Origin of the sequence: Streptomyces venezuelae, assembly GCF_008642375.1 — a bacterium.
Taxonomy (GTDB): domain Bacteria; phylum Actinomycetota; class Actinomycetes; order Streptomycetales; family Streptomycetaceae; genus Streptomyces; species Streptomyces venezuelae_G.
In genome coordinates this window covers 6,971,338-6,993,798 of the sequence record NZ_CP029194.1, presented here as the reverse complement: position 1 = coordinate 6,993,798, position 22,461 = coordinate 6,971,338, and the positions used below count along the sequence as shown (strand labels likewise).

Here is a 22,461-nt window from a genome sequence, read left to right as displayed (position 1 = left end):
GCCCGCCGCTCAGCCCGTCGGGCGGGCGCGGGTCAGCGACAGCAGGTCTCGGGCCGGGCCCGTCGGGCGGTGGCCGGCGGGCCAGACCGCGCGGAGGTCGCGGCGGAGCAGGACGCCCTCGACGGGGATGGCGACGAGGCGGCGGGAGGCCAGTTCCTCGGAGATCGCGAGTTCGCTGAGGACCGCAGGCCCCGCCCCGCTGACGGCCGCGCCCTTCACCGCCGTCGTGGAGGCGAGTTCGAGGAGCGGCTCGGAGAGACCGCCGTGCCCGGCGAGCGCAGCGTCCAGGACCTGCCGGGTGCCCGATCCGCGCTCCCGCAGGATCAGCGGGGTCGCGGCCAGCTCCGCCGGGTCGAGGGGGCCGCGGCGCCGCGCCCAGGGGTGCGAGGGCGCGGCGACGAGCGCGAGCCGGTCGTGCGCGACGATGGCCCCGTCGAGCCCGTCCGGAACGGCGAGCCCCTCCACGAAGCCGACGTCCGCGTCGCCCGCGAGGAGCTGCTGCGCGACCGTCGCGGAGTTCCCGGCCTGGAGCGAAACGGCCGTGTCGGGGCGCTCGGCGCGCAGCGCGATCAGCCAGCCCGGCATCAGGTACTCGGCGATGGTCATGGACGCGGCCACCCGCAGCCGCGAGTCACGCCGCCCGCGCAGCGCCTGGGCCCCCGCGTCGAAGGCCTCCGCCGCCTCGACGATCCGTCGCGCCCAGTCCGTCACGAGTGCGCCCGCGTCGGTGAGCCGCGAACCGCGCGGCGAGCGGTCGACGAGGGCCACGCCGAGCTGCCGCTCCATCGAGCGGATCCGGCTGCTCGCGGCGGGCTGGGTGATCCCGACCTCACGGGCCGCCGCGCCGAGGCTGCCGTGCCGGGCGACGGCGATGAGCAGCTCGAGAGCGCCGAGATCCGGCACCCGGTGGGACAGGTGCGGCCGCGGATCGTCGCCCTGTGGCCCTGACCGCCCTGCTCTCTCGCTGCTCATAAACCCAGCTTATGACGTCATAGTCACAAGATCCCTGGTGGGTGCGGCGAAAGGGCGCGACGGTGGGGTCATGGCAAGCCTCGCAGCACCCCGCACGGCCCCCGGTCCGGACTCCCGCGCCACCACCCCCGGCGCGCACACCTCCTCCCCGGCCATCTCCCCGGCCGCCACCCCAGCAGCCTCCCCGGGCCGCTCCGTCCGTCACCTCGGACCCAACTGGTACGCCTCCGTCATGGGGACGGCCATCATCGCCAACGCGGGCGCGGCACTCCCCGTGGACGTCCCCGGGCTCCGCACCGTCTGCGCCGCGGTCTGGGCGCTCTCGCTCACGATGCTGCTCGTCCTCGTCGCCGCCCGGACGCTGCACTGGATCCACCACCGCGACCAGGCCCGCGCCCACCTCATGGACCCCGCCATGGCGCCGTTCTACGGCTGCCTCTCGATGGCCCTGCTCGCCGTGGGCGGCGGCACGATGATCGTGGGCCAGGACTGGATCGGGCTCCCCGCGGCCCTGGCGATCGACACCGTCCTGTTCACCGCGGGCACGGTGATCGGGCTGGCGGCGGCCGTGGCCGTCCCTTACCTCATGGTCGTGCACCACAAGATCGAGAGCGCGTCCCCGGTCTGGCTGCTGCCGGTCGTGGCCCCCATGGTCTCCGCCGCGCTCGGCCCGCTGCTGGTGCCCCATCTGCCCGCCGGGCAGGCCCAGCAGACGATGCTCATCGCCTGCTACGCGATGTTCGGGCTCAGCCTGCTCGCCACGCTGGTCATGCTGCCCCTGGTCTTCGGCCGGCTCGTGACCGGTGGCCCGCTGCCGCTGGCGCTCACCCCCACGCTCTTCCTGGTCCTCGGCCCCCTGGGCCAGTCGACGACCGCCGCGAACAAGTTCGCCGACGTGGCCCCTGGCGTGCTGCCCGCCCCGTACGCGCACGGTTTCGCCGCCTTCGCCGTCCTCTACGGCGTGCCCGTGATGGGCTTCGCCCTGCTGTGGCTGGCACTCGCCGGGGCGATGGTGCTGCGGGCGCGGCGGCGGGGCATGGGCTTCGCCATGACCTTCTGGGCGTTCACGTTCCCCGTCGGGACCTGTGTGACCGGCGCCGAGGGACTCGCCGCGCACACCGGTCTGGCCGCCTTCCGGTGGCTCGCCGTCGGTCTGTACGTGGTCCTCCTGGCGGCCTGGCTGGTGGCCGGTTTCCACACGGTGCGCGGGCTGCTCAGCGGCGCGCTGCTCGCAGGGCCCGGGTCAGCTCCCACGACAGCGCCCGCGGCGCCTCGGCCAGTGACGGCCCGTACCAGGTGAGCAGACGCCCGTCGACGAGGGCGGCGGCGGTCCCGGGGAAGGCCTCGGGGCCGTCGTTCGCCGTGAAGCGGTAGGGCTCGTCGGGCAGGACGACGAGGTCGGGGGCGGCGGCGCGGAGCTCGTCGAGGGGGATCCGCGGGTAGCGTTCGAGATGGTCCTCGTAGGCGTTGCGGACGCCGAGGCGGGCGAGCAGGTCGCCCGCGAAGGTGTCGCTGCCGAGGACCATCCAGGGGCGGCGCCAGATCGGCACGACGGCGGTCGGCGGCCTGCCGTCCGGTCCGGGCTCCACGGGTGTCACCGACTCCCAGGCGGCCTCCGCCTCGGCGAGCCAGCGCGGCCGGCGCGGGGCGCCGCAGGCGGCGAGGACCCGCTCCAGTTCGCTCAGACCCTGGTCGAGCGTGCGGATCTCGGTGACGAGGACGTCGAGCCCGGCGGCCCGCAGGGCGGCGAGGTCCGGGGCGCGGTTCTCCTCCTCGTTGGCGAGGACGAGGTCGGGCGCGAGCGCGGTGATCGCGGCGACGTCGGGGTTCTTGGTGCCGCCGACCCGTGCGACGTCGAGGCCGGCGGGGTGGGTGCACCACTCCGTCGCACCGACGAGGACGCCGGGCGCGGAGACGGCGACGGCCTCGGTCAGGGAGGGGACGAGGGAGACGACCCGCGGTCCCGCGCCGGCGGCCCTCACTCCTCCTCGACCTCGACGTGGTCGGCGACGGCGACGACGAGGAGGCGGGTGCCGGGCTCGGTGGCGCGCCAGCGGTGCCGTACGCCTCCGGACAGGTAGAGCGTGTCGCCGCGGCCCAGCCGGTGGGCGCGGCCCTCGGCCTCGACCTCGGCGGCGCCGTCGGCGACATACAGCAACTCGTCGTTCCGGTGCTGGAATTCGCGGCCCGCGTCCTGCTCGCCGGTGAACTCCAGGGCGTGCAGCTGGTGGCGGCCGCGGACGAGCCCGCGGACGCCGTCGGGCAGCGCCGAGGACCGCTCGTCCGCGCGGACGACGTCGACGGTGCGGGAGGCCTCGGCGGCGGCGAGGAGCTCGCCGGCGCTGGTCTCCAGGGCCTCGGCGACGAGTTCGAGGGAGCGGCGGCTGGGGCGGGCGCGCTCGTTCTCGACCTGGCTGAGGAAGGGCACGGAGAGGCCGCTGCGGGAGGCGACGACGGCCAGGGTGAGCTGCAGGGCTCGGCGGCGTCTCTTGACGGCCGCGCCCACGCGGGGCGCTTCCTTCTCGTCCATGTCGGCTCCCTCCCTCGTGCCTCGTGCGTATCCGTACCGGGCGGTTACCTGAACCTTACGCAGCTTTGGGGCGGGGTTTCGCGTCGTGACGAAAAGGGGTGGTCGCCGAACACGTTCGGCGACCACCCCTTTTCGGCCAGTGAGCGAACGGCCTCTACTGGGGAGCGAGTTTCTCCGCGAGGCCGGGGTTGCGGTCGAGCCAGGTACGGACGGCCTGCTGCTCCTTGCCCTTGCCGGTCTCCTGGATGACGGCTTCGAGGTCCGTGAGCTGCTTCTCGGTGAGCTCGAAGTCCTTCAGCCAGGCGCCGATCTCGGGGTTGTCGGCGGCGAAGCCCTTGCGGGCGAGGGTGTGGACGCCGTCGCCCTTGCCCCAGCTGCCCTTGGGGTCGGTGAGCTTCTTCAGGTCATGGGCCGAGTAGGCCCAGTGCGGGGACCAGAGCGTGACGACGACCGGCTCCTTGCGCTCGTACGCGCGCTTCAGCTCGGCCAGCATGCCGGGGGTGGAGCCGTCGACGACCTCGTACTCGCCCTCCAGGCCGTACTCCTTGAGGACCTTGTCCTTGAGGATGCCCATCATTCCGGCGCTGGGCTCGATGCCGACGATGCGGCCCTTGAACCGTCCCGACTTGCCCCTGAGGTCGGCGAGCGAGTCGACGCCCTTCACGTACGAGGGGACGGCGAGCTCCAGGGAGGTGGGGCCGTACCAGGAGCCGAGGTCCTCGAGCTTGTTGCGGTACTTCTCCCAGTACTGGGCGTGGGTGACGGGGAGCCAGGCGTCCGTCTGGAAGTCGAGCTGCCCGCCGGCGAGGCCGGTGTAGAGGGCGCCGGCCTCCAGCTGCTTGGTGTCGACCTCGTAGCCGCGCCGCTCCAGGAGCTCCTTCCAGAGGTACGTGGAGGCGATGCCCTCGTCCCAGGGGATGTAGCCGATGCTGATCTTCTTGCCGTGGCCGCTGTTGGGGCCGGAGGCGGTGGTGGAGGTGGCGCCGGAGCCGCCGAGGAAGCCCGTGCCGCCGGCGACGAGGGCGAGGACGACCACGCCGACGAGGGCGGTGACGGGCTGCGGGCGGTGGGCCCAGAGCTTCGCGCCGGGCCGCTTGGCGCCGAGCGCGGCGCGCGCCTTGGCGGCGGCGCGGCGGCCCAGCGGGGAGACCTGGCGGCCGAGGGCGCCGGTCATCCGGTCCAGGTACATGGCGAGGACGACGATGGAGACGCCCGCCTCGAAGCCGAGGCCGATGTCGACGTTGCCGATGGCGCGGTAGACCGCGCCGCCGAGGCCGCCGCCGCCGACCATGCCGGCGATGACGACCATGGAGAGGCCGAGCATGATGACCTGGTTGACGCCCGCCATGATCGTCGGCAGGGCGAGCGGGAGCTGCACGCGCAGGAGCGTGTCGCGCGGGGTGGTGCCGAAGGCCTCGGCGGCCTCGACGAGGTCGCCGTCGACCTGGCGGATGCCGAGCTCCGTCATCCGGACGCCCGGGGGCAGCGCGAAGACGATGGTGGCGATGATGCCGGGGACGACTCCGACGCCGAAGAAGATGATGCCGGGGATGAGGTAGACCATCGCCGGCATGGTCTGCATGAAGTCGAGGACGGGCCGCAGGACGGCGCTGACCGTCTGGGAGCGGGCCGCCCAGATGCCGAGCGGGACGGCGATCACCAGGGTGACGAGGGTGGCGACGAGGACGAGCGAGAGTGTCGCCATCGCCTCGTCCCACAGCTGCACCGAGTCGACGAGCGCGAAGCCCGCGAAGGCGAGGACGCCGGCCGCGAGGCCGCGCAGCCACCAGGCGACGACGGCGAGGATGCCGGCGAAGAGCAGCGGCTCGGGTGCGGACAGGACGGCGTCGATGCCGTCGTAGAGGCCGGTGACGCCGGTGCTGACGGCGTCGAAGAGCCAGGAGAGGTGGGCCTGGAGCCAGTCGACGGAGCTGTCGGTCCAGTCACCGAGGGGGAGCCTAGGCACGGGCCGTCACCTCCTCGCTCGCGAGCCCGCCCATGACGGCGAGGAGACGTTCCGTCGGTACGACTCCGAGGACGGAGCCGTCGGGGTCCTGGACGGTCACGGGGTGCGGGGCCAGGGCGGCGACGGCACACAGGTCGGCGACGAGCGTGTCGGGTCCGACGGCCCGGCAGGCGCAGCTCTCGGGGCAGTCGTCCGGGACGGCGCCTTCGGTCATGACGGCGGCGGCGGTGAGCACCCGGGAGCGGTCGACGTCCTGGATGAAGGAGGCGACGTAGTCGTCGGCGGGGCGGACGAGGATGTCCTCGGCGGTGCCGAGCTGGACGATCCGGCCGTCGCGCATGACGGCGATGCTGTCGCCGAGGCGCATGGCCTCGTTGAGGTCGTGGGTGATGAAGACGATGGTCTTCTTCAGCCGCTGCTGGAGGACGAGGAGCTGGTCCTGCATGTCGCGGCGGATGAGCGGGTCGAGCGCGCTGAAGGACTCGTCCATGAGGAGCAGGTCGGCGTCGGTGGCGAGGGCGCGGGCGAGGCCGACGCGCTGCTGCATGCCGCCGGAGAGCTCGTCCGGCCAGGACTTCTCCCAGCCGGCGAGCCCGCAGAGTTCGAGGGCCTCGGCGGCACGGGTCTCGCGCTCGGCGCGCGGGACGCCCTGGACCTCCAGGCCGTAGGCGGCGTTCTCGAGAACGTTTCGGTGCGGGAAGAGCGCGAAGTGCTGGAAGACCATGCTGATCTTGGTGGCCCGGACGGCACGCAGCTCGCGGGGGGAGAGCGCGGTGAGGTCGCGGCCGTCGAAGAGGACCCGTCCCGCGGTGGGTTCGAGCAGACCGTTGAGCATGCGGAGGAGGGTGGACTTCCCGGATCCGGACAGGCCCATCACGACGAAGATCTGACCGGGTTCGACGACGAATCCGGCGTCGACGACGGCGGCCGTCGTCCCTTCGCCGCGCAGTTCGTCGCGGTCGGCGCCGTCGGCGAGGCGCCGGACGGCTTCATCGGGTCGTCTGCCGAACACCTTGTAGAGGTGATCGGCCTGGAGCCTGGACACATAGACCTCACGGGTAGCAACGAGAACGGCCCGCCACCCCCCGCGCGGCCGGGCCGTGGAGCGGGCGGGATCGGCCCGCGGCCCGTCGCGTACGGGGATTCTCGTAGTTGAATTCCGTACCGGGGTCCGCTCCGGGCTCGCGCCTGCCCTGCTTCGCAGGGTGCAAACGCAAAGGTGACGGGGGTCACTCCGATCTCGTGGAGCCCCTGGCGAGCCCCGTGACGCGCGGGCGCGGCCGGGGGTCCGCCGGTGGCGTGCGGAACGTCCGCGGGTCTGTCGGTGGCGTGCGGCATGATCGGGCGGGTGACCCGACGTTTGATGCTCCTCGACACCGCCAGCCTGTACTTCCGCGCCTACTTCGGTGTGCCGGACTCGGTCCGCGCGCCGGACGGCACCCCGGTGAACGCCGTGCGCGGACTCCTCGACTTCATCACCCGGCTCGTCCAGGACCACCGCCCCGACGAGCTGGTGGCCTGCTGGGACGAGGACTGGCGGCCGCAGTGGCGGGTGGACCTGATCCCCTCGTACAAGGCGCACCGGGTGGTGACCGAGACGGAGACCGGCCCGGACGTGGAGGAGATCCCCGACACGCTCTCCCCGCAGGTGCCGGTGATCGAGGACGTCCTCGCGGCGCTCGGGATCGCCCGGGTCGGGTCCGCGGGGTACGAGGCGGACGACGTCATCGGGACGCTCGCGGGCCGCGCCGCCGGGCCGGTGGACATCGTCACGGGCGACCGGGACCTGTTCCAGCTCGTCGACGACGCGCGCGGGATCCGCGTGCTGTACCCGCGCAAGGGCGTCGGCGACTGCGACCTGGTGGACGACGAGCTGATCCGCACGAAGTACGGCGTGCGCCCCGACCAGTACGCCGACTTCGCGGCGCTGCGCGGGGACGCGAGCGACGGGCTGCCGGGGGTGAAGGGCATCGGCGAGAAGACGGCCGCGCAACTGATCACGGAGTACGGCGATCTGGCGGGGGTGCGGGCGGCGGCCGAGGACCGGACGTCGAGGCTGACGCCGGCGAAGCGGCGCGGCATCGTGGAGGCGGCCGCCTATCTGGACGTGGCGCCGACGGTGGTGCGGGTCGCCGGCGACGTACCGCTGCCGGAGTTCGACCCGGCCCTGCCCGCGGAGCCCCGCGACCCGGCGGCGCTGGACGCACTGGTGAAGCGGTGGGGTCTGGGCGGGGCGGTGGGCCGGCTGCTGCCGGTGCTGGCACGCTGATCACCTCGATCCGCCCTGGGCGGCAGCGCGACGGAGTGCTAGCTTAGGCATACCTAAGTTCGTTGAGTCAGGAGAGCCCCTGTGGCAGAGCAGCCGGCCCGCAAAGCACCGAAGGCCACCGAAGCGCGCGTGGTGCGCACCGAGCGGATCACGCCGCACATGGTGCGGGTCGTCCTGGGCGGCCCCGGGCTCGACGGCTTCGAGGCCGGCGAGTACACCGACCACTACGTGAAGCTGCTGTTCGCCCCCGAGGGGGTCGCCTACCCGGAGCCCTTCGACATGGAGCGGATCCGGGAGGAGTTCCCCCGGGAGCAGTGGCCGACGACGCGGACGTACACGGTACGGGCGTGGGACCCGGTCCACCGCGAGCTGACCGTCGACTTCGTGGTCCACGGCGACGAGGGACTCGCGGGCCCCTGGGCGGCGCGGGCGCAGGCGGGCGAGACCGTGCGCTTCCTCGGCCCCGGCGGCGGCTACGCGCCGGACCCGGCGGCGGACTGGCACCTGCTCGCGGGCGACGAGAGCGCGCTGCCGGCCATCGCGGTGGCGCTGGAGCGGCTGCCCTCGGGTGCACGGGTGCATGCCTTCGTGGAGGTCTCGGACGCCGCGGAGGAGCAGAAGTTCGCGACGGCGGCGGGCGTTGACGTCACATGGCTGCACCGGGGCGACCGTCCGGCGGGCGAGGCCGTCGTGGAGGCCGTGCGGGCGCTGGACTTCCCGGCGGGCGACGTCCACGCCTTCGTCCACGGCGAGGCGGGCTTCGTGAAGGACCTCCGCCGGCACCTGCGGATGGAGCGCGGGGTGGCGCGCGAGCGGCTGTCGATCTCCGGGTACTGGCGCCTGGGGAAGACCGACGAGGCCTGGCGCGCGATCAAGCGCGAGTGGAACGACCAGGTGGAGCGCGAGCAGGAGAACTGACGCTCCGGCACATGTGAGAGGGGGGTGGGGCCAAGGGCCCCACCCCCCTCTCACATCACTCACCTCACTCACCTCACGACGCCACGTCAGCTCACGACCCCACGTCATTCCATGTCGTCGCCCGGCCGGCCGAAGACGCGGTTCGAGGCGTCCACGTGGGCCAGCCGCCGCAGCGCCGCGAAGATCGCGTCGCCGAGGACCGTGCCGACGACCGCGCTCTCGACGAGCGCCTCGCGCGCCACATGGTGCGCCACGTAGTCCATGTCCGCGCGCGCCACCCGCTCCGCCGCGTCCGCGTAGGCGTCGAGGATCTCGACGAACCCCCCGTGACCGACGTCGTCGAGCGCGGCGAGGGCCGCCGCCAGTGCCTCCCCCGCCGGGTTCTCCGGATAGGCGTGCCAGCCGCGCGCGGCGACCAGCTCCGTGACCCTCTTCCGCGCCTCCTCGATCACGGCGTCCTGCTCACGGTCGCAGCGGGGCACCAGCCGGTTCGCCGTGACGCCCAGCACCTTGTGCATCGACCACTCGGGGTCCTCGACCGCCACGATCACGTCACGGATCGTCGCGACCGGCATGCCGCCCACGTCGAGGAGCGCCCGGATCAGCCGGAGGCGCTGGACGTGCGTCTCCCCGTACGAGGCCTGGTTCGGGCTCGTCAGCTCGCCGGCCGGCAGCAGCCCTTCCCGTACGTAGAACTTGATCGTCGGTACGGACACCCCGGTCCTGCGACTCAACTCTCCGATGCGCACCGCGTGTTCACCTTTCCGGCCTTCAACGGCCTTGCCGACCGACACCCCCATCATAGATAGTGGCGCTATCAGATAGCGGCAAGTGCCACTATCCATACTTTCCCACGGGGGGATCCGTATGCCTTCACTCGGCCTGTCCACACTCAGCCCGCTCGCCCGGCTGCACCGACCGCTGGTCTGGTTCGCCGGCTCGATGGTCGCCCTCGCACTCGTCTCCGCTGTCGGCCTGGCCGTCGACGACCGGATCCTGGTCGGCGTGCCGATCTGGACCAAGCCGTTCAAGTTCGCGGTCTCGTTGGTCGCCTACACGCTCTCGCTCGCCTGGATGATCTCCCTGCTCCCCACGACCCACCGCGCCCACCGCGTCGGCTGGTGGGCCGGAACCGTCGTCGCCGTCTCCTTGACGGTCGAGATGGTGCTCATCACCCTCCAGGTGGTCCGCGGCACCCAGAGCCACTTCAACCACGCGACCCCCTTCGACGACGCCGTCTTCCAGATCATGGGAGCCAGCATCGCCATCCTGTGGCTGAGCGCCCTGGTCATCGCGGTACTCCTGCTGCGCGCCCGGATCCTCGACCGCGCCACCGCCTGGGCCGTACGCCTCTCCTCACTCATCGCCCTCGTGGGCGCCGCCGTGGGCTTCCTGATGGTGCGTCCCACCCCGGAGCAGCTGGCGGTCGACGAAGCCCCGATCACCGGTTCCCACAGCGTCGGGGTCCCGGACGGCGGCCCCTCGATGCCGCTGACGGGCTGGTCGACCACCGGTGGCGACCTGCGCATCCCTCACTTCTTCGGCATGCACGCGCTCCAGCTGCTCCCGCTGCTCCTGCTCGTCCTGGCCGCTCTCGCACCGCGCTTCGCCCGGCTCGCCGACGAGCGCGTGAGGCTGCGCCTCACCCTCACGGCCGCCGGCACGTACGCGGCGGTCTTCGCCCTGCTGACCTGGCAGGCGCTGCGCGGCCAGGCCCTGTTCTCACCGGACACCGTGACGCTCGCGACGGCGGGAGCGATCGTCCTGCTCGGCGGGGCCGCGACCACACTCTCCCTCCGGGCCCCCGCACCCCACCCGTCCCCGTCCCCGTCCCCCACCGAGGAAGTCTCGGCATGACCGCCTTCCTCTTCGAGCTGACGTTCCTCCTCGCGGCGCCCGTCTGGCTCCTGATGATCCTCGCGCCGGGATGGCGGGTCACCGAACGCGTCGCCGCGTCGCCGCTGACCGTCCTCCCGCTCCTCACGGTCTGGGCCGTCCTGGCCGCCCCCGTACTGCCGGAGATGTGGACGGCGGTCAGCAGCCCCGACATCGACACCTTCCGCGAACTGACGGCACTCCCGAACGGCGCGGGCGCGATCTGGGCTCAGATCCTCGCCTGGGACCTGCTCCTCGGCCAGTGGATGTACCGCGAGGCCCGCCGCCTCGCCCTCTCGCCCCTCCTGATGGGCCCGATCCTCATCCTGACGATCCTTCTCTCCCCCATCGCCCTCCCGCTCTTCCTCGCGGCACGATCCTGGAAGGCCCGGGGCGCGGACCAGGGCCCGTCTTTGACCTCACGGTGATCGGGCCGCGTGCGAGAGTGGCGGCCATGTCGCAGCTTGGCCACCGTCTCCGATCCGTCAAGTTCACGTTCGGGCTTGCCCCGACGGGCTTCACCGCATGCCGGGAGACGGTTGGCCCTGCGCTGGAGCACGCCCTGACGGACAGGGCGACGCTCTGTGGCATCCCTCAGCGCCAGGTGACGGCATATCGGCATCTGTTCGTCGCGAAGAGGTCCGGACGGTGCTCGGCCTGCAGGGTGAAGGCAGTCGACGCCACGTCAAGGCCCTGAGTCAGTCCTTCCCTGACAAGCGGGCGGGCGGCCACGGCCCACCTGGTCAGCGCGAGCGCAGCCGCGTCGCCGCCCCTGCGGCCCGGCGTCCTCGTGATCGACGAGGTCGGCTACGGGTTGAGCCCTGCTGGGGCGGGTGATCAGTCGTCGGCAAAAGAGAGGCATACCGCGCGCGGCTCCAGGATCACCTGGTTGTCGGTATAGCAATCTGCCTGCCGGGTGCCGACCTCGCTTGCACAGCCCATGCAGACGAGGTTCGGACCATCGGTGCCAGAAGGACCCTGGCAGCAGCCGGTCGATCGCATGATGTCGGGGTGCCGTTCCGTGCCGATCACGTCGTCAGGGTGCACGGTGAAGCCAGGGACGTCGATGCCGAAATCGCATACCTGAAAATTCCTGGCGTAGGTGCCGCGGGGCATCCGGGCCGGACGTGTCCGGACGCCCGGGATCTCCGACATCGGGACCGGCGGCGGCAATCTCACCTTGGTGACTGGGCCGGTGAGGGGATGTCGGCAGTGGTCACACAAGAAATGCGGCATTCTGCTGATTTTGCAGATCGAGCACTGCCTTGACCAGCGAATTTACCTCGTCCGTCATGGAGCCGGCATGGCGCACCAGGATTCGGAAACAGCTGGGGGGAGAAGTGCGTACGCCGACATCCCGTCTGCTGGCGTCGCGTCGCACTTCCTGCCCGCCTGTGCCGGCGGGCAGGATCCGGACGGTGTGCACGGCGGTCGCGGCAGGGCTGTTCCGCGAAGTTACCGTCGTAGGCGCAAGGTCGGTTTGTCGAGCCCGTACCTCCTGTCGTACGGGCGGGCTCGTGGTACGCGGATGGGCAAGCCGGATCGCGTGTAGCCGGCGATCGGCAACGCCAGGCGCGGACCAGTGTGCCTGCGGGTCGGAGTGAATACCTGAGGGAGTAGTCCTTGGCTGCGTAGTGGTGTGAGATCGCTCGGTGCCAGACCGGGAGCGAGTGCCCAGGCAGCATGCACTGCCGACTCAGCCGCGATGGCCGCGGTCCCGATCCCTATGTCGTCATCGTCGATCAGGAACCCTCTGAGGAGCACAGGCTGGTCAGCAGGGACCGCTGGATAAGGGTGGCTCCGATTTCGCGCACGGCGTCGTTCAGGAGGGGCCTGCGCTGCGGTACGTTCCTCAATCCGGTCCCATGCCCGCTCCCACAAAGCCACCTTTCCCTCGCCGAGGCCGAGGGCACGGGTGAAGGCCGTGATGTGGCGCCTCAGGGGAACCGAATGGCCGTGCAGAACGGAGCTGAGGCTGCTCTTGGGAAGGAGATGGTGGCGGCCATCGGGCGCGCGACCCGCTCTGCGTTGCAGTTCGTCCAGTGAAGGTTGGCCTTCCCTGGCCCGCAGTTGAATCATGGCCCGCCGCATTTGGGCGAAGTCCTCGAGGACCTCGGGGTGCGTGACAAGTTGCTCGACTTTGTCCGCCAGGTGCCGGTCCTGTACATCACCCGGCGCGGCGGGCTTTCGAGGATCTTGTTGCGCGGCCCACCGAGCGGCTTTCCAGAGCCGACGAGCCTCGGCCATGTCGGCTTCGCACGCCTGCGCGTAAGCCTCAACGACTCGGCGCGAGGGAACACCCTGCCCGCTCGCCGCACGCGACAAAGCAGATGCCGTCACCTCGCCGTCAATCTTGAATGCCATCTCCGCGTAGGTCAGCCCGAGTCGCTGACGCTGGTGCCGTAGCCACCGGGCCAGCGCCTCGGACTGACGCGTACCTGCTGCGACGGCTCTCTCTTGCCGTCCCATCACATGCCGGCTGGCACCGGTTATGCCTGGACGGGGTGACGCAGAGTGGCCAGAACCCGACAGGCGAGGTAGAGAGCTGCCGCGAGCAGCTCGACTACACCGAAGGCAGGAAAGCCAACCGTGGTCATGACTGCCGCGCAGGTCACCACCACCACGATGATGACGGCCTCAACAGCGGTGACCGACCCACCGGGCCGGGGATGTAACACGGAACTGATCGTACGCAACGCATCTCCTGTGGTCTGGCGGCCGGCCGTCGAGCCGGCACGTGAATCGGGGCTGCACCTATTTCGTCGGCGGAGGCTTCCAGTCCTGACCGCCGACTTTCCAGATCCTCTCACTGGCAATCCGCTGCCCACAATCCGCTCCATCGCAGATCAGCGCGTTGATTCCTAGTTGTTCACGCGAGGAGTCCCAATTTCAGACATAGCGCCCCATTGACGTTTCGTGAACCGCGGAAACTCCCTGGTCAGCCGAGTGCAGAGGGCTAAATTGATTCACTTTCGTCCGTAGAGCGTTGCGGAAGAGGCGCCATCAATGCCACTCTCCCTACAACGCTGACTCCTGCCCCTTCGGCCGGAGCCCCTGGCGTCGTGGCTGCACCATGAAACAGGGACCGGGCAGTCCGCGTCTTCCAGCGCGATGCCCCATGGATGGCCGTGCTCCGCGCGGGGCACGGCCATCCGAGACGAAGCCTCCGATCGCCTGCCCACCTCGGCAGCTACGGCGGCGGTCGGCCCACCGTCGGCTGCGGACCGGATCGACCGGCGTCAGCGGCGCGATCCGGTCCCACGCCGTCGCTCCCGCCCCCACCCCCGGCCCCCGTCGAGGCGTCAGCGCCGGGCCTGGACCATGGCGATGACCTCGCGGTCCGGCTGGAGGGTGAGGCTCGGGACCGGGCGTATGTCCCTGGTGTAGAGCTCCAGCTCGAAGCGGCGGGCGAGGACGGCCAGCACCAGGACGGCTTCGACGAGGGCAAAGCGGGTGCCGAGGCAGACGCGGGGGCCGCCGCCGAACGGGAACCAGGCGTACTCCGGTATGTCCTCGGCGGGCAGGCCGTCCTCGGTGGTGAGCCACCGCTCGGGGCGGAAGGCCTCGGCGTCGCCGTACCAACGGGGGTCGCGCTGCGTGGCCCACTGGCTGGACCAGACGCGGGTGCCGACGGGGACCGGCCTGCCGCCGAGGGTGGCGCCCTCCTTGGCGATCCCGGTGATGAGCCAGATCGTCGGGTAGAGACGGAGGGTCTCCTTGACGACGGCCTGGGTGTACGGGAGGGACGCGTAGTCGTCGTAGCCGGGTTCGTGGTCGGCGAGGACCCGGTCGAGTTCCTCGGCGAGGGCCTCGCGGACCCGCGGGTTGCGGGAGAGCAGGTACCAGGCCCAGACGAGGGTCGAACTGGTCGTCTCGTGGCCCCCGATGTAGAGGGTGACGGTCTCGTCCCGTATCTCCTGGTCGGAGAGCCGGGCCCCGGTCTCGTCCCGGGCGGCGAGCAGGCGGCTGAGGAGGTCCGGGCGCTCGGTGTCGCCGTCACGGTGCCGGGAGACGACGCGGGAGACCTCCGCGTCGATGACGGCGGTGGCGCGCTTGATGCGGGCGCGGCCGGGCGTGGGGACCCAGTCGGGCAGGAGCGCTCCGATGCCGCTGAACTCGGCGCCGATCTCCTGCTGGGCGATGTCCATGGCCCGGCCGATGGCCTCGGCGTCGGCGGCGGTGTCGACGCCGAAGATGGTGCGGACGGCGATGAGTTGGGTGAGGGCCGCCATCTCCCTCTTGATGTCGATGGGCTGTCCGTCGCTCCACCGGTCGGCGAGCGCGACGGCGCATTCCGTCATGGTCGCCGCGTAGGACCGGACCTGCTTGGGGCGGACGGAGGGCTGGACGAGGGATCGCTTGCGCCGCCAGTCGGCGCCCTTGGCGACGACCACCCCGTTCCCGAGGAGGGTGCGGAAGGCGATGCCGAGGTCGGGCTGGTCGAAGGTGCGCTCGACCTCGGTGAGGAGTTCGCCCACGGTGTCGGGGTGGGCGATGAAGAGGGCGGGGCCGCGGCCGAAGCGCCAGCGGACGAAGTCACCGCGCTCCCGCAGCTGTTCGAAGAAGGCGAGGGGGTCCTTGCCGAAGGCGGGCAGGTTCCCGAGGAGGGGCATTCCGCGGGGGCCGTCGACGATCTCCGGCGTCGGCTGTGCCGTGTCGCCGCTTGCCTCGGCGTCCTGACCGGCTTGCGTGGTCATGTGCGTCCCCTCCCCAACTGGCCTTCCCCGTGTGCGAGTCCATGCAAGCGGAAGGGTCCACCCGGGCGCCACCCCTGTGGACAACGCCCTGTGGACAACCCCGCGCACAGGGGACGGAACGACAGGTGCCCGTGGCCTGATCGCCACGGGCACCTGTCTGAAGAGAACCGGAAGGGTCAGCCCACCGAGCTGTAGGCGACGACACCCCGCAGCAGCGCTTCGACGGCCTTGCGGGCGTTCTTGGAGACCGTGCTGTTCTCCTTGGGCGCCGCGGCGGCGATCTGTCCGAGGACGTCGATGACCTGCTTGCACCAGCGGACGAAGTCGCCGGCGGGCATGTCCGCCTCGCGGAGCACCTCGTCGAGGCTCTTGTCGGACGCCCACTGGTAGGCGGCCCAGGCGAAGCCGAGGTCGGGCTCGCGCTGGCCGACCCCCTCCGCCTGGTTGATCTTGAACTCCTCCTCGAGGGCGTCGAGACGCCCCCAGATCCGGACCATCTCGCCGAGCGCCGCCTTCGCGTTGCCCGTGGGCAGCTTCGGCGCGACGGCGTCGTCGGCCTGGCGCGACTCGAACACCAGGGCCGAGACGCAGGCGGCGAGTTCGGCAGGGGTGAGCCCCTCCCAGACGCGGTCCCGGAGGCATTCGCTCGCCAGCAGGTCGAGCTCGCCGTAGAGCCGGGCCAGCCGCTTGCCGTTGTCCGTGACCTCGTCGCCCCGCAGGTAGTCGAGCTCGGTGAGGAGCGCGACGATCCGGTCGAAGGTCCGGGCGATCGTGTTGGTACGGCCCTCGATGCGCCGCTCCAGCTGCTGGGTGTCGCGCTGGAGGCGGTGGTAGCGCTCGGCCCAGCGGGCGTGGTCCTCGCGCTCGTCGCAGCCGTGGCAGGGATGCGCGCGCAGCGCGGTGCGCAGCCGGGCGATCTCGCGGTCGTCGGCGGCGGCCGCACGCTGCTTGTGATGGCGCTCGGGGTGGACGTGTCCGGCCTTGGTCCGCAGTGCGGAGGCCAGGTCCCTGCGGGACTGCGGCGAGCGCGGGTTGAAGGACTTGGGGATCCGCATGCGGTCGAGCGCCTCGACGGGGACCGGGAAGTCGATGGAGGCGAGCCTCTTGACCTGCCGCTCGGCGGTGAGGACGAGGGGCCGGGGTCCGTCGTGGTGCTCGAAGCCGCGGTGCCCGTTGGTCCGGCCCGCGGGGATGCCGGGGTCGAGGACGAGGGCGAGGCCCGCGAACTTGCCGGTGGGGACGTGGATGATGTCGCCCGGCTTGAGCTTCTCCAGCGAGCCGGCGGCCTGGGCGCGCCGCTGGGCGGCGCCCTGCCGGGCCAGTTCCGTCTCGCGGTCCTTGAGGTCGCGGCGGAGCCGCGCGTACTCCTCGAAGTTTCCGAGGTGGCAGGTCATGCCCTCGCGGTAGCCCTCCAGGCCCTCCTCGTTCTTCTGGACCTGGCGCGAGATGCCCACGACGGAGCGGTCGGCCTGGAACTGCGCGAAGGAGGTCTCCAGGAGCTCGCGGGAGCGGTGCCGGCCGAACTGGTCGACGAGGTTGACCGCCATGTTGTACGAGGGCCGGAAGCTGGAGCGCAGCGGGTACGTGCGCGTGCCCGCGAGTCCGGCGAGGTGGCCGGGGTCGAAGCCGCGCTGCCAGAGGACCACGGCGTGGCCTTCGACGTCGATGCCGCGGCGGCCGGCACGGCCGGTGAGCTGGGTGTACTCGCCGGGGGTGATGTCGGCGTGCTGCTCGCCGTTCCACTTGACGAGCTTCTCCAGGACGACCGAGCGCGCGGGCATGTTGATGCCGAGGGCGAGGGTCTCGGTGGCGAAGACGGCCTTCACGAGGCCACGGACGAAGAGCTCTTCGACGACCTCCTTGAAGGTGGGGAGCATGCCGGCGTGGTGGGCGGCGATGCCCCGCTCCAGCGCTTCGAGCCATTCGTAGTAGCCGAGGACGTGGAGGTCTTCTGCCGGGATGGAGGCGGTCCGCTCCTCGACGATCTCGCGGACGCGCTGGCGTCCTTCCTCGTTGTTGAGGCGGAGCCCGGCGTGGAGACACTGCTGGACCGCGGCCTCGCAGCCGGCGCGGCTGAAGATGAAGGTGATGGCGGGCAGCAGCCCCTCGGCGTCGAGGCGGTCGATGACCTCGGGGCGGCCCGGCGTCCAGATGCGGGAACGCTGGCGGCGCTCGCGCTCGCGGTCGGCCTCGCGGACCATCTTGCCGCGGCGCCGGTCACGCGGGTTGTACGTCGAGTTCTCGGTGCGGGCCAGGCGGACGAGGTCGGGGTTGACCTCGCGGCGGGCGGAGCCGCGGCCGCCGTGGTCGGTCTCCTCCTCGAAGAGGTCGTACATCCGGCGTCCGGCCAGGACGTGCTGCCAGAGGGGCACGGGACGGCTCTCCGAGACGATGACCTCGGTGTCGCCGCGGACGGTGTCGAGCCAGTCGCCGAACTCCTCGGCGTTGGACACGGTCGCGGAGAGTGAGACCAGCGTGACGGATTCGGGGAGGTGGATGATCACTTCCTCCCAGACGGCGCCGCGGAAGCGGTCGGAGAGGTAGTGCACCTCGTCCATGACGACGTAGCCGAGGCCGGAGAGGGCCTGGGACCCCGCGTACAGCATGTTGCGGAGGACTTCGGTGGTCATGACGACGATCGGCGCATCGCCGTTGACGCTGTTGTCGCCGGTGAGCAGGCCGACCTTCTCCGCGCCGTACCGCTTGACGAGGTCGGCGAACTTCTGGTTCGACAGCGCCTTGATGGGTGTCGTGTAGAAGCACTTGCGGCCCTGGCTGAGGGCGAGATGGACGGCGAACTCGCCGACGATGGTCTTGCCGGAGCCCGTGGGCGCGGCGACGAGCACGCCCTTGCCCGCTTCGAGGGCCTTGCACGCCTCGATCTGGAAGGGGTCCAGATCGAAGTCGTACAGCTCGCGGAAGGGGTACAGCGCGGTGGCCTGCTCGGCGTTTCGGGCGAGGGCGGCCGCGTACGCCTCGGAAGGTGTGAGGTCCTCTGTCATCTTGTGTCGAGCCTACCCGCCACCTCTGACAGTGACGCGATCTTTATCGGGGCAATGCTCCGAGGGCCCGACGGGCCGTGTGCGAGGCCGCGAAGCGCAGGGCCGAGGAGGGATCTCGCTGGTCATGCAGGCGTCCCCCCGGACCGGGTCCGGGGGGACGCTGCACGATCAGGTGATGTCGTCGTAACCGTTGAGCCGGTGCGCTGCGGCTCCCCCGGTCTCTCCCGGTCCGGTGGCCTGCCCGGGCAGGGCCCGTGCGGCGGGGACGGGTTCGACGGCGTCCACTGCCTCGGGCGTGAGGTCGAGGACGGAGGCCTCGTCGTCGTCGAGTGCGGCGTCGGGGTTCTTCCGGTTGCGGCGCCGGTCGTTCAGGAGCGAGAAGCCGACGGCCCCGAAGTACAGGATCGTGATGGGTCCCGCGAGGGCGATCATGCCGACCGGGTCGGTGGTGGGGGTGATGACGGCGCCGAAGACGAAGACGCCCATGATCACGCCGCGCCACCAGCCGGCCATGCGGCGACCGGTGAGGACACCGGTGAGGTTGAGCATCACCAGGACCAGCGGGAGCTCGAAGGCCAGGCCGAAGACGAGCACCATGCGCAGGGTGAAGTCGAGGACGTCGTTCAGCGCCAGGAGGTTCGCGGAGCCGCCGGGCGTGAGGCTGATGAGGACCTTCACGCTGACGGGGAGAATGAGGTACGCGAGGTAGGCGCCGGCGCCGAAGAGCGGCACGGCCGCGCCGACGAAGGCGTACGTGTACTTCTTCTCGCTCTTGTGCAGCCCGGGCGCGACGAAGGCCCACAGCTGGTAGAGCCAGACGGGACTGGCGAGGACGAGGCCCGCCGTCAGGGACACCTGGATCGTCGTGCTGAAGGGGGCCATCAGCGTGTTGAAGGTGACGACCGCGCAGTTTCCGCCGTCGCTGGTGACGCCTTCTGGGCATTTGGGCACCGACTGCGACAGGAACTGCAGCAGTTCCTCGCTGTACACGAGGGCGACGATCGTCACCGCCGTGATGGCGATGAGCCCCTTCGCCAGTCGGTTGCGGAGTTCACGCAGGTGCTCCACGAGGGGCATACGGCCCTCGGGATCCTTCTCCTGCTTGCGGGCAGACTTGGGCAACCCACGTCCTCATCTCGTGCGGCAGCCGCCGCACGGTGCGGCGGCCGCGGCGGACCGGGTCAGCGCTTGGTGGTGTCCGAGGGCTCGGTCACCGGACGCGAGCTGGTCACGTCTCCGGGAGCGGCCTGGATCGTGCGCGGCGCGGGCTGCTGGTCCTGCGCTCCGGTTCCGGCGTGCGGCGGGTCGGCGGGCGCGCTCTGCTGGTCGTCCGACTTCATCGCCTTGGCCTCGCTCTTGAGGATGCGGGCCGACTTGCCCAGCGAGCGGGCCATGTCCGGGAGCTTCTTGGCGCCGAACAGGAGAATGATGACGACGAGAATGAGAATGATCTCGGTGGGGCCGAGCCTACCCATAGCTGTTTACCTTCTTCACCGAGGCGACATGGAGTGCGTGCCCGGCGGGTCGGACATGCGTCCGGCCACCGCGCTGCCTGCGATCGTAACCCGCAGGAGTAAACGCGAGGCAATGCCCGTGCATACTCCCGATTGCGTCCCACGAGCCCGGACCGAGGCCGCTTCCTGCAGCGTACGGCACCGACTCAGCGCAGTGACTCGCCGGTTCGGGCCAGTCCGACGGCGGCTGTTTCGAGCTCCTCGGCGGCCTGGGTGATCCGCTCTGTGGTGCGGGCCACTTGACGGCCGAGGCGCTGGACCTCCAGGAAGACCCTGATGCCGAGGACACCGAGGACGGCGATGCCGAGGAAGCCGAGGGCGATGGCGAGCATGGGCCAGAACATGGTCAGAGCCTAGACCTTGAGCGGGTACGGGTCGTTCAGACGGTGGTGTGGAGGCGCAGCGTGCGGACGCCGCCGCCGGTGAGGAGCTCGACGATCCGCTCGCCCGCGGGCTTGCGGACGGAGCTGCCGCACTCCGGGCAGGTGAAGGAGTAGAAGGTGGTACGCCGGCTGGCGCCGATGGCGAGGCGCAGGGCGCTCGCCGAGAGTTCGAAGCGGGAGCGGCAGTCGGGGCAGGCGGCCTTGAAGAGGACCGGGGCCATCGTCGCGGCAAGACCAGGCATGACGGACATCTCCCTCAATTCCCACGGCAACATCCGAATCGGCACTACATCAGCAACAGCGTCCGCGCGGCGGAGAACGTCACACGCCCTCGTACGCGGCGAGTGCGGCGGTCGCCGCCTCGCGGGCGCTGTCGGCGAGCTCGCGCGGTGCGACGATCCGCCCGTCGCTGCCCAGCCGCAGCGCGAGCCGCCGCAACGAGGCGGGGTCCGGTGTCCGCAGGGTGATCCGCAGGCCGCCGTCGGGCAGCTCCTCGGCCCGGTCGTGCGGGTAGTACTCGGCGACCCACCGGCCGCCGGGGCCGACCTCGACGACGACCTCGGGGTCGTCGGCGGAGGGCTGGACAAGCCCCTCGGAGAGGTCGCGCAGTTCCAGTTCGGGCGGGGCCGCGTGCTCGTCGAGGAGCCGGATCTCGACGACGCGGTCGAGCCGGAAGGTGCGGCGGGCCTCGGAGAGCCGGCACCACGCCTCCATGTAGGTGTGGCCGACGGCGAAGAGCCGGATCGGGTCGACCTCGCGCTCGGTGAGTTCGTCGCGCGCTGGCGAGTAGTAGCGGACCCACAGCCGTCGGCGCTCGGAGATGGCCCGGTCGACCTCGGCGAAGACGCCGCCCTCGGACTCGAAGGTGACCGAGAGCCGGGAGCTGGCCCCGGCGGCCTCGCCGGCCGCGGCCTCCAGCTTGGCGGTGGCGCGGACCAGCGCGTCCCGGTCGCTCTCGCGGAGCCCGGGGAGGGTGGCGACGGCGCGGGCGGCGACCAGGAGGGCGGTCGCCTCGTCGGCGGCGAGCCGCAGGGGTGCGGCGACGTCGTCGGGGTTGTGCCACCAGATCCGGTCGCCGTCGGTGTCGATGTCGAGGAGATCGCCGCCGCGGAAGCTGGTGCCGCACATGGGCAGCACGTCCAGGTCGGAGATCAGCTCGTCCTCGGTGATCCCGAAGGCGCGCGCGACGTCAGCGACGTGTGCGCCGGGGCGCTCGCGGAGATAGGTGACGAGGGACAGCATCCGCCTCGTCTGGTCGATCGCGTTGGCAGCCATGCGTACGTCTCCCCCTCAGCCCTTGGCCACGGCGCGCAGCCGGTCCAGTACATCCGCCCGCAGATCGGCGGGTTCCCGTACGACGACGTCGGGTCCGAACTCGACGAGCCAGGCGTCGAGCCCGTGCCCGTACGGGATCTCCAGCTCGTCCCAGCCGTCGTCGCCCACCTGTACGGACTGGGCGCGGGCCCGCAGCGGGTAGCCGCAGCCGGCGCGCAGCCGGATCCGGGCGGAGCGGGTGGCGGTCTCGCCGGCCCAGCTCTCGACGGTCTCGCGGACGGTGACGACGTCGGGCACGGGCGCGGTGAAGGCGCCGGCCCGGGAGCGGACCTTGCCGGTGATCCGGGAGAGGCGGAAGACTCGCTCGGCGCCCCGGTCGCGGTCCCAGCCCGCGAGGTACCAGTGGCCGCGCCAGCATTCGAGGGTCCAGGGCTCGACCTGGCGGGTCTCGGGGCGGGCGGCGTTGGCCTTGCGGTAGTCGAAGACGACGGGCCGGCGGTCGCGGCAGGCCAGCATGAGGGGCTCGAAGGCGGCCTCGTGGACCGGGATGCGGGGTTCGAGGGCGCTGGGCTGGACGTCGTACGAGTCCTCGGCCTCGGGCATTCCGGCGGCGCGGAGCTTCTGGAGGGCGCCGCTGGCGGCGCCGGCGAGGCGGGCCTGCTGCCAGACCTTGGCGGCGAGGCCGAGGGCGGCGGCCTCCTCGGCGTCAAGGGTGATCGGCGGGAGACGGTTGGAGTCGCGGCGGGCGAGGTAGCCGGTCTCGCCCTCCAGGTTCTCGACGGTCTCGATGACGAGGCCCAGCTCGCGCAGGTCGTCCTTGTCGCGCTCGAACATCCGGTTGAAGGCGTCGTCCCCGCTCGCTTCGAGGTAGGCCTCGATGGACCCGCGGAGTTCGCGCTTGCTCAGCGGGCGTCGCGTCCCGAGCAGGCACAGCGCGAGATTCATCAGCCGCTCGGACTTGGCAATCGCCATCGACGCCCCGCACCTCTTTTGCCGGTTCCACTTGTCGGACGTCCGACCGTACCGCCCCGGGGTGTCGGGACAAAAGCCGAGGGCCCCC

The 22,461-nt window shown here is 71.4% G+C and carries 21 protein-coding genes; 5 read left to right on the top strand and 16 right to left on the bottom strand.

Going from position 1 to position 22,461, the window contains the following annotated elements; translation table 11 throughout:
* Nucleotides 1-9: 9 nt before the first annotated feature.
* A complete protein-coding gene (locus DEJ46_RS31950) occupies nucleotides 10-972 on the bottom strand; it encodes a LysR family transcriptional regulator (protein ID WP_190622992.1) in 963 nt (320 codons plus the stop codon).
* A gap of 70 nt (nucleotides 973-1,042) precedes the next feature.
* Between DEJ46_RS31950 and DEJ46_RS31945 the strand changes: the two genes are divergently transcribed.
* On the top strand, nucleotides 1,043-2,272 hold the full coding sequence (locus tag DEJ46_RS31945) for a TDT family transporter (RefSeq protein WP_150271939.1): 1,230 nt from the start codon (nucleotides 1,043-1,045) through the stop codon (nucleotides 2,270-2,272).
* On the opposite strand, the gene DEJ46_RS31940 is transcribed toward DEJ46_RS31945, so the two are convergent.
* The 4 genes from DEJ46_RS31940 to DEJ46_RS31925 all read right to left on the bottom strand — a co-directional run bounded on the left by DEJ46_RS31940 (nucleotide 2,187) and on the right by DEJ46_RS31925 (nucleotide 6,513).
* The gene (locus tag DEJ46_RS31940) at nucleotides 2,187-2,954 is read right to left on the bottom strand and encodes a helical backbone metal receptor (RefSeq protein ID WP_150271937.1); all 768 of its coding nucleotides are present in this window, start codon (nucleotides 2,952-2,954) and stop codon (nucleotides 2,187-2,189) included. The genes DEJ46_RS31945 and DEJ46_RS31940 overlap by 86 nt on opposite strands.
* Nucleotides 2,951-3,502 (bottom strand): helix-turn-helix domain-containing protein, encoded by a 552-nt coding sequence (locus DEJ46_RS31935; RefSeq protein WP_150271935.1) that lies wholly within the window; start codon nucleotides 3,500-3,502, stop codon nucleotides 2,951-2,953. Before DEJ46_RS31935 ends, DEJ46_RS31940 begins: the two co-directional genes overlap by 4 nt.
* Before the next feature lie 154 nt (nucleotides 3,503-3,656).
* On the bottom strand, nucleotides 3,657-5,468 hold the full coding sequence (locus DEJ46_RS31930; RefSeq protein ID WP_150271934.1) for an ABC transporter permease/substrate binding protein: 1,812 nt from the start codon (nucleotides 5,466-5,468) through the stop codon (nucleotides 3,657-3,659).
* Nucleotides 5,461-6,513, bottom strand: a complete 1,053-nt coding sequence (locus tag DEJ46_RS31925) for a glycine betaine/L-proline ABC transporter ATP-binding protein (protein WP_150271932.1) — start codon at nucleotides 6,511-6,513, stop codon at nucleotides 5,461-5,463. The genes DEJ46_RS31930 and DEJ46_RS31925 overlap by 8 nt, the downstream gene beginning before the upstream one ends.
* A gap of 291 nt (nucleotides 6,514-6,804) precedes the next feature.
* Here DEJ46_RS31925 and DEJ46_RS31920 point away from each other — a divergent pair, with 291 nt between their 5' ends.
* Together DEJ46_RS31920 and DEJ46_RS31915 are read left to right on the top strand one after the other, a co-directional pair.
* The gene (locus tag DEJ46_RS31920; RefSeq protein ID WP_150271930.1) at nucleotides 6,805-7,737 is read left to right on the top strand and encodes a 5'-3' exonuclease; all 933 of its coding nucleotides are present in this window, start codon (nucleotides 6,805-6,807) and stop codon (nucleotides 7,735-7,737) included.
* A gap of 81 nt (nucleotides 7,738-7,818) precedes the next feature.
* Nucleotides 7,819-8,655 (top strand): siderophore-interacting protein, encoded by an 837-nt coding sequence (locus tag DEJ46_RS31915; RefSeq protein ID WP_190622990.1) that lies wholly within the window; start codon nucleotides 7,819-7,821, stop codon nucleotides 8,653-8,655.
* A 104-nt stretch (nucleotides 8,656-8,759) separates the two neighbouring features.
* On the opposite strand, the gene DEJ46_RS31910 is transcribed toward DEJ46_RS31915, so the two are convergent.
* A complete protein-coding gene (locus DEJ46_RS31910; protein ID WP_150271929.1) occupies nucleotides 8,760-9,404 on the bottom strand; it encodes a MerR family transcriptional regulator in 645 nt (214 codons plus the stop codon).
* Between the two features lie 193 nt (nucleotides 9,405-9,597).
* Between DEJ46_RS31910 and DEJ46_RS31905 the strand changes: the two genes are divergently transcribed.
* Nucleotides 9,598-10,512: a hypothetical protein gene (locus DEJ46_RS31905; protein WP_150274942.1), complete on the top strand. Its 915-nt coding sequence runs from the start codon at nucleotides 9,598-9,600 to the stop codon at nucleotides 10,510-10,512.
* The gene (locus DEJ46_RS31900; protein WP_150271927.1) at nucleotides 10,509-10,958 is read left to right on the top strand and encodes an ABA4-like family protein; all 450 of its coding nucleotides are present in this window, start codon (nucleotides 10,509-10,511) and stop codon (nucleotides 10,956-10,958) included. The genes DEJ46_RS31905 and DEJ46_RS31900 overlap by 4 nt, the downstream gene beginning before the upstream one ends.
* A 409-nt stretch (nucleotides 10,959-11,367) precedes the next feature.
* Here the strand turns inward: DEJ46_RS31900 and DEJ46_RS31895 are convergent, their stop codons facing one another.
* The 10 genes from DEJ46_RS31895 to DEJ46_RS31845 all read right to left on the bottom strand — a co-directional run bounded on the left by DEJ46_RS31895 (nucleotide 11,368) and on the right by DEJ46_RS31845 (nucleotide 22,373).
* Nucleotides 11,368-11,766 (bottom strand): hypothetical protein, encoded by a 399-nt coding sequence (locus DEJ46_RS31895; RefSeq protein ID WP_150271925.1) that lies wholly within the window; start codon nucleotides 11,764-11,766, stop codon nucleotides 11,368-11,370.
* Nucleotides 11,767-11,985: 219 nt separating this feature from the next.
* Entirely contained in the window at nucleotides 11,986-12,894 is a 909-nt protein-coding gene (locus DEJ46_RS40970; protein WP_359685470.1) for an XRE family transcriptional regulator, read from the bottom strand.
* A 938-nt stretch (nucleotides 12,895-13,832) separates the two neighbouring features.
* Nucleotides 13,833-15,227 carry a cytochrome P450 gene (locus tag DEJ46_RS31880; protein WP_411757793.1) on the bottom strand — a complete coding sequence of 465 codons (1,395 nt, stop codon included), beginning with the start codon at nucleotides 15,225-15,227 and terminating at the stop codon, nucleotides 13,833-13,835.
* Nucleotides 15,228-15,403: 176 nt separating this feature from the next.
* A complete protein-coding gene (locus tag DEJ46_RS31875; protein ID WP_150271919.1) occupies nucleotides 15,404-18,229 on the bottom strand; it encodes a DEAD/DEAH box helicase in 2,826 nt (941 codons plus the stop codon).
* A 168-nt stretch (nucleotides 18,230-18,397) separates the two neighbouring features.
* On the bottom strand, nucleotides 18,398-19,306 hold the full coding sequence (tatC, locus tag DEJ46_RS31870; protein WP_190623295.1) for a twin-arginine translocase subunit TatC: 909 nt from the start codon (nucleotides 19,304-19,306) through the stop codon (nucleotides 18,398-18,400).
* Nucleotides 19,307-19,410: 104 nt separating this feature from the next.
* Entirely contained in the window at nucleotides 19,411-19,704 is a 294-nt protein-coding gene (gene tatA, locus DEJ46_RS31865; protein WP_141298675.1) for a Sec-independent protein translocase subunit TatA, read from the bottom strand.
* A 185-nt stretch (nucleotides 19,705-19,889) separates the two neighbouring features.
* Nucleotides 19,890-20,087, bottom strand: a complete 198-nt coding sequence (locus DEJ46_RS31860) for a hypothetical protein (RefSeq protein ID WP_150271915.1) — start codon at nucleotides 20,085-20,087, stop codon at nucleotides 19,890-19,892.
* Between the two features lie 35 nt (nucleotides 20,088-20,122).
* On the bottom strand, nucleotides 20,123-20,368 hold the full coding sequence (locus DEJ46_RS31855) for a hypothetical protein (protein WP_376314629.1): 246 nt from the start codon (nucleotides 20,366-20,368) through the stop codon (nucleotides 20,123-20,125).
* 79 nt (nucleotides 20,369-20,447) lie between these two features.
* A complete protein-coding gene (locus tag DEJ46_RS31850; protein WP_055644457.1) occupies nucleotides 20,448-21,401 on the bottom strand; it encodes a helix-turn-helix transcriptional regulator in 954 nt (317 codons plus the stop codon).
* A 15-nt stretch (nucleotides 21,402-21,416) separates the two neighbouring features.
* The gene (locus DEJ46_RS31845) at nucleotides 21,417-22,373 is read right to left on the bottom strand and encodes a helix-turn-helix transcriptional regulator (RefSeq protein WP_055644456.1); all 957 of its coding nucleotides are present in this window, start codon (nucleotides 22,371-22,373) and stop codon (nucleotides 21,417-21,419) included.
* Nucleotides 22,374-22,461 lie beyond the last annotated feature (88 nt).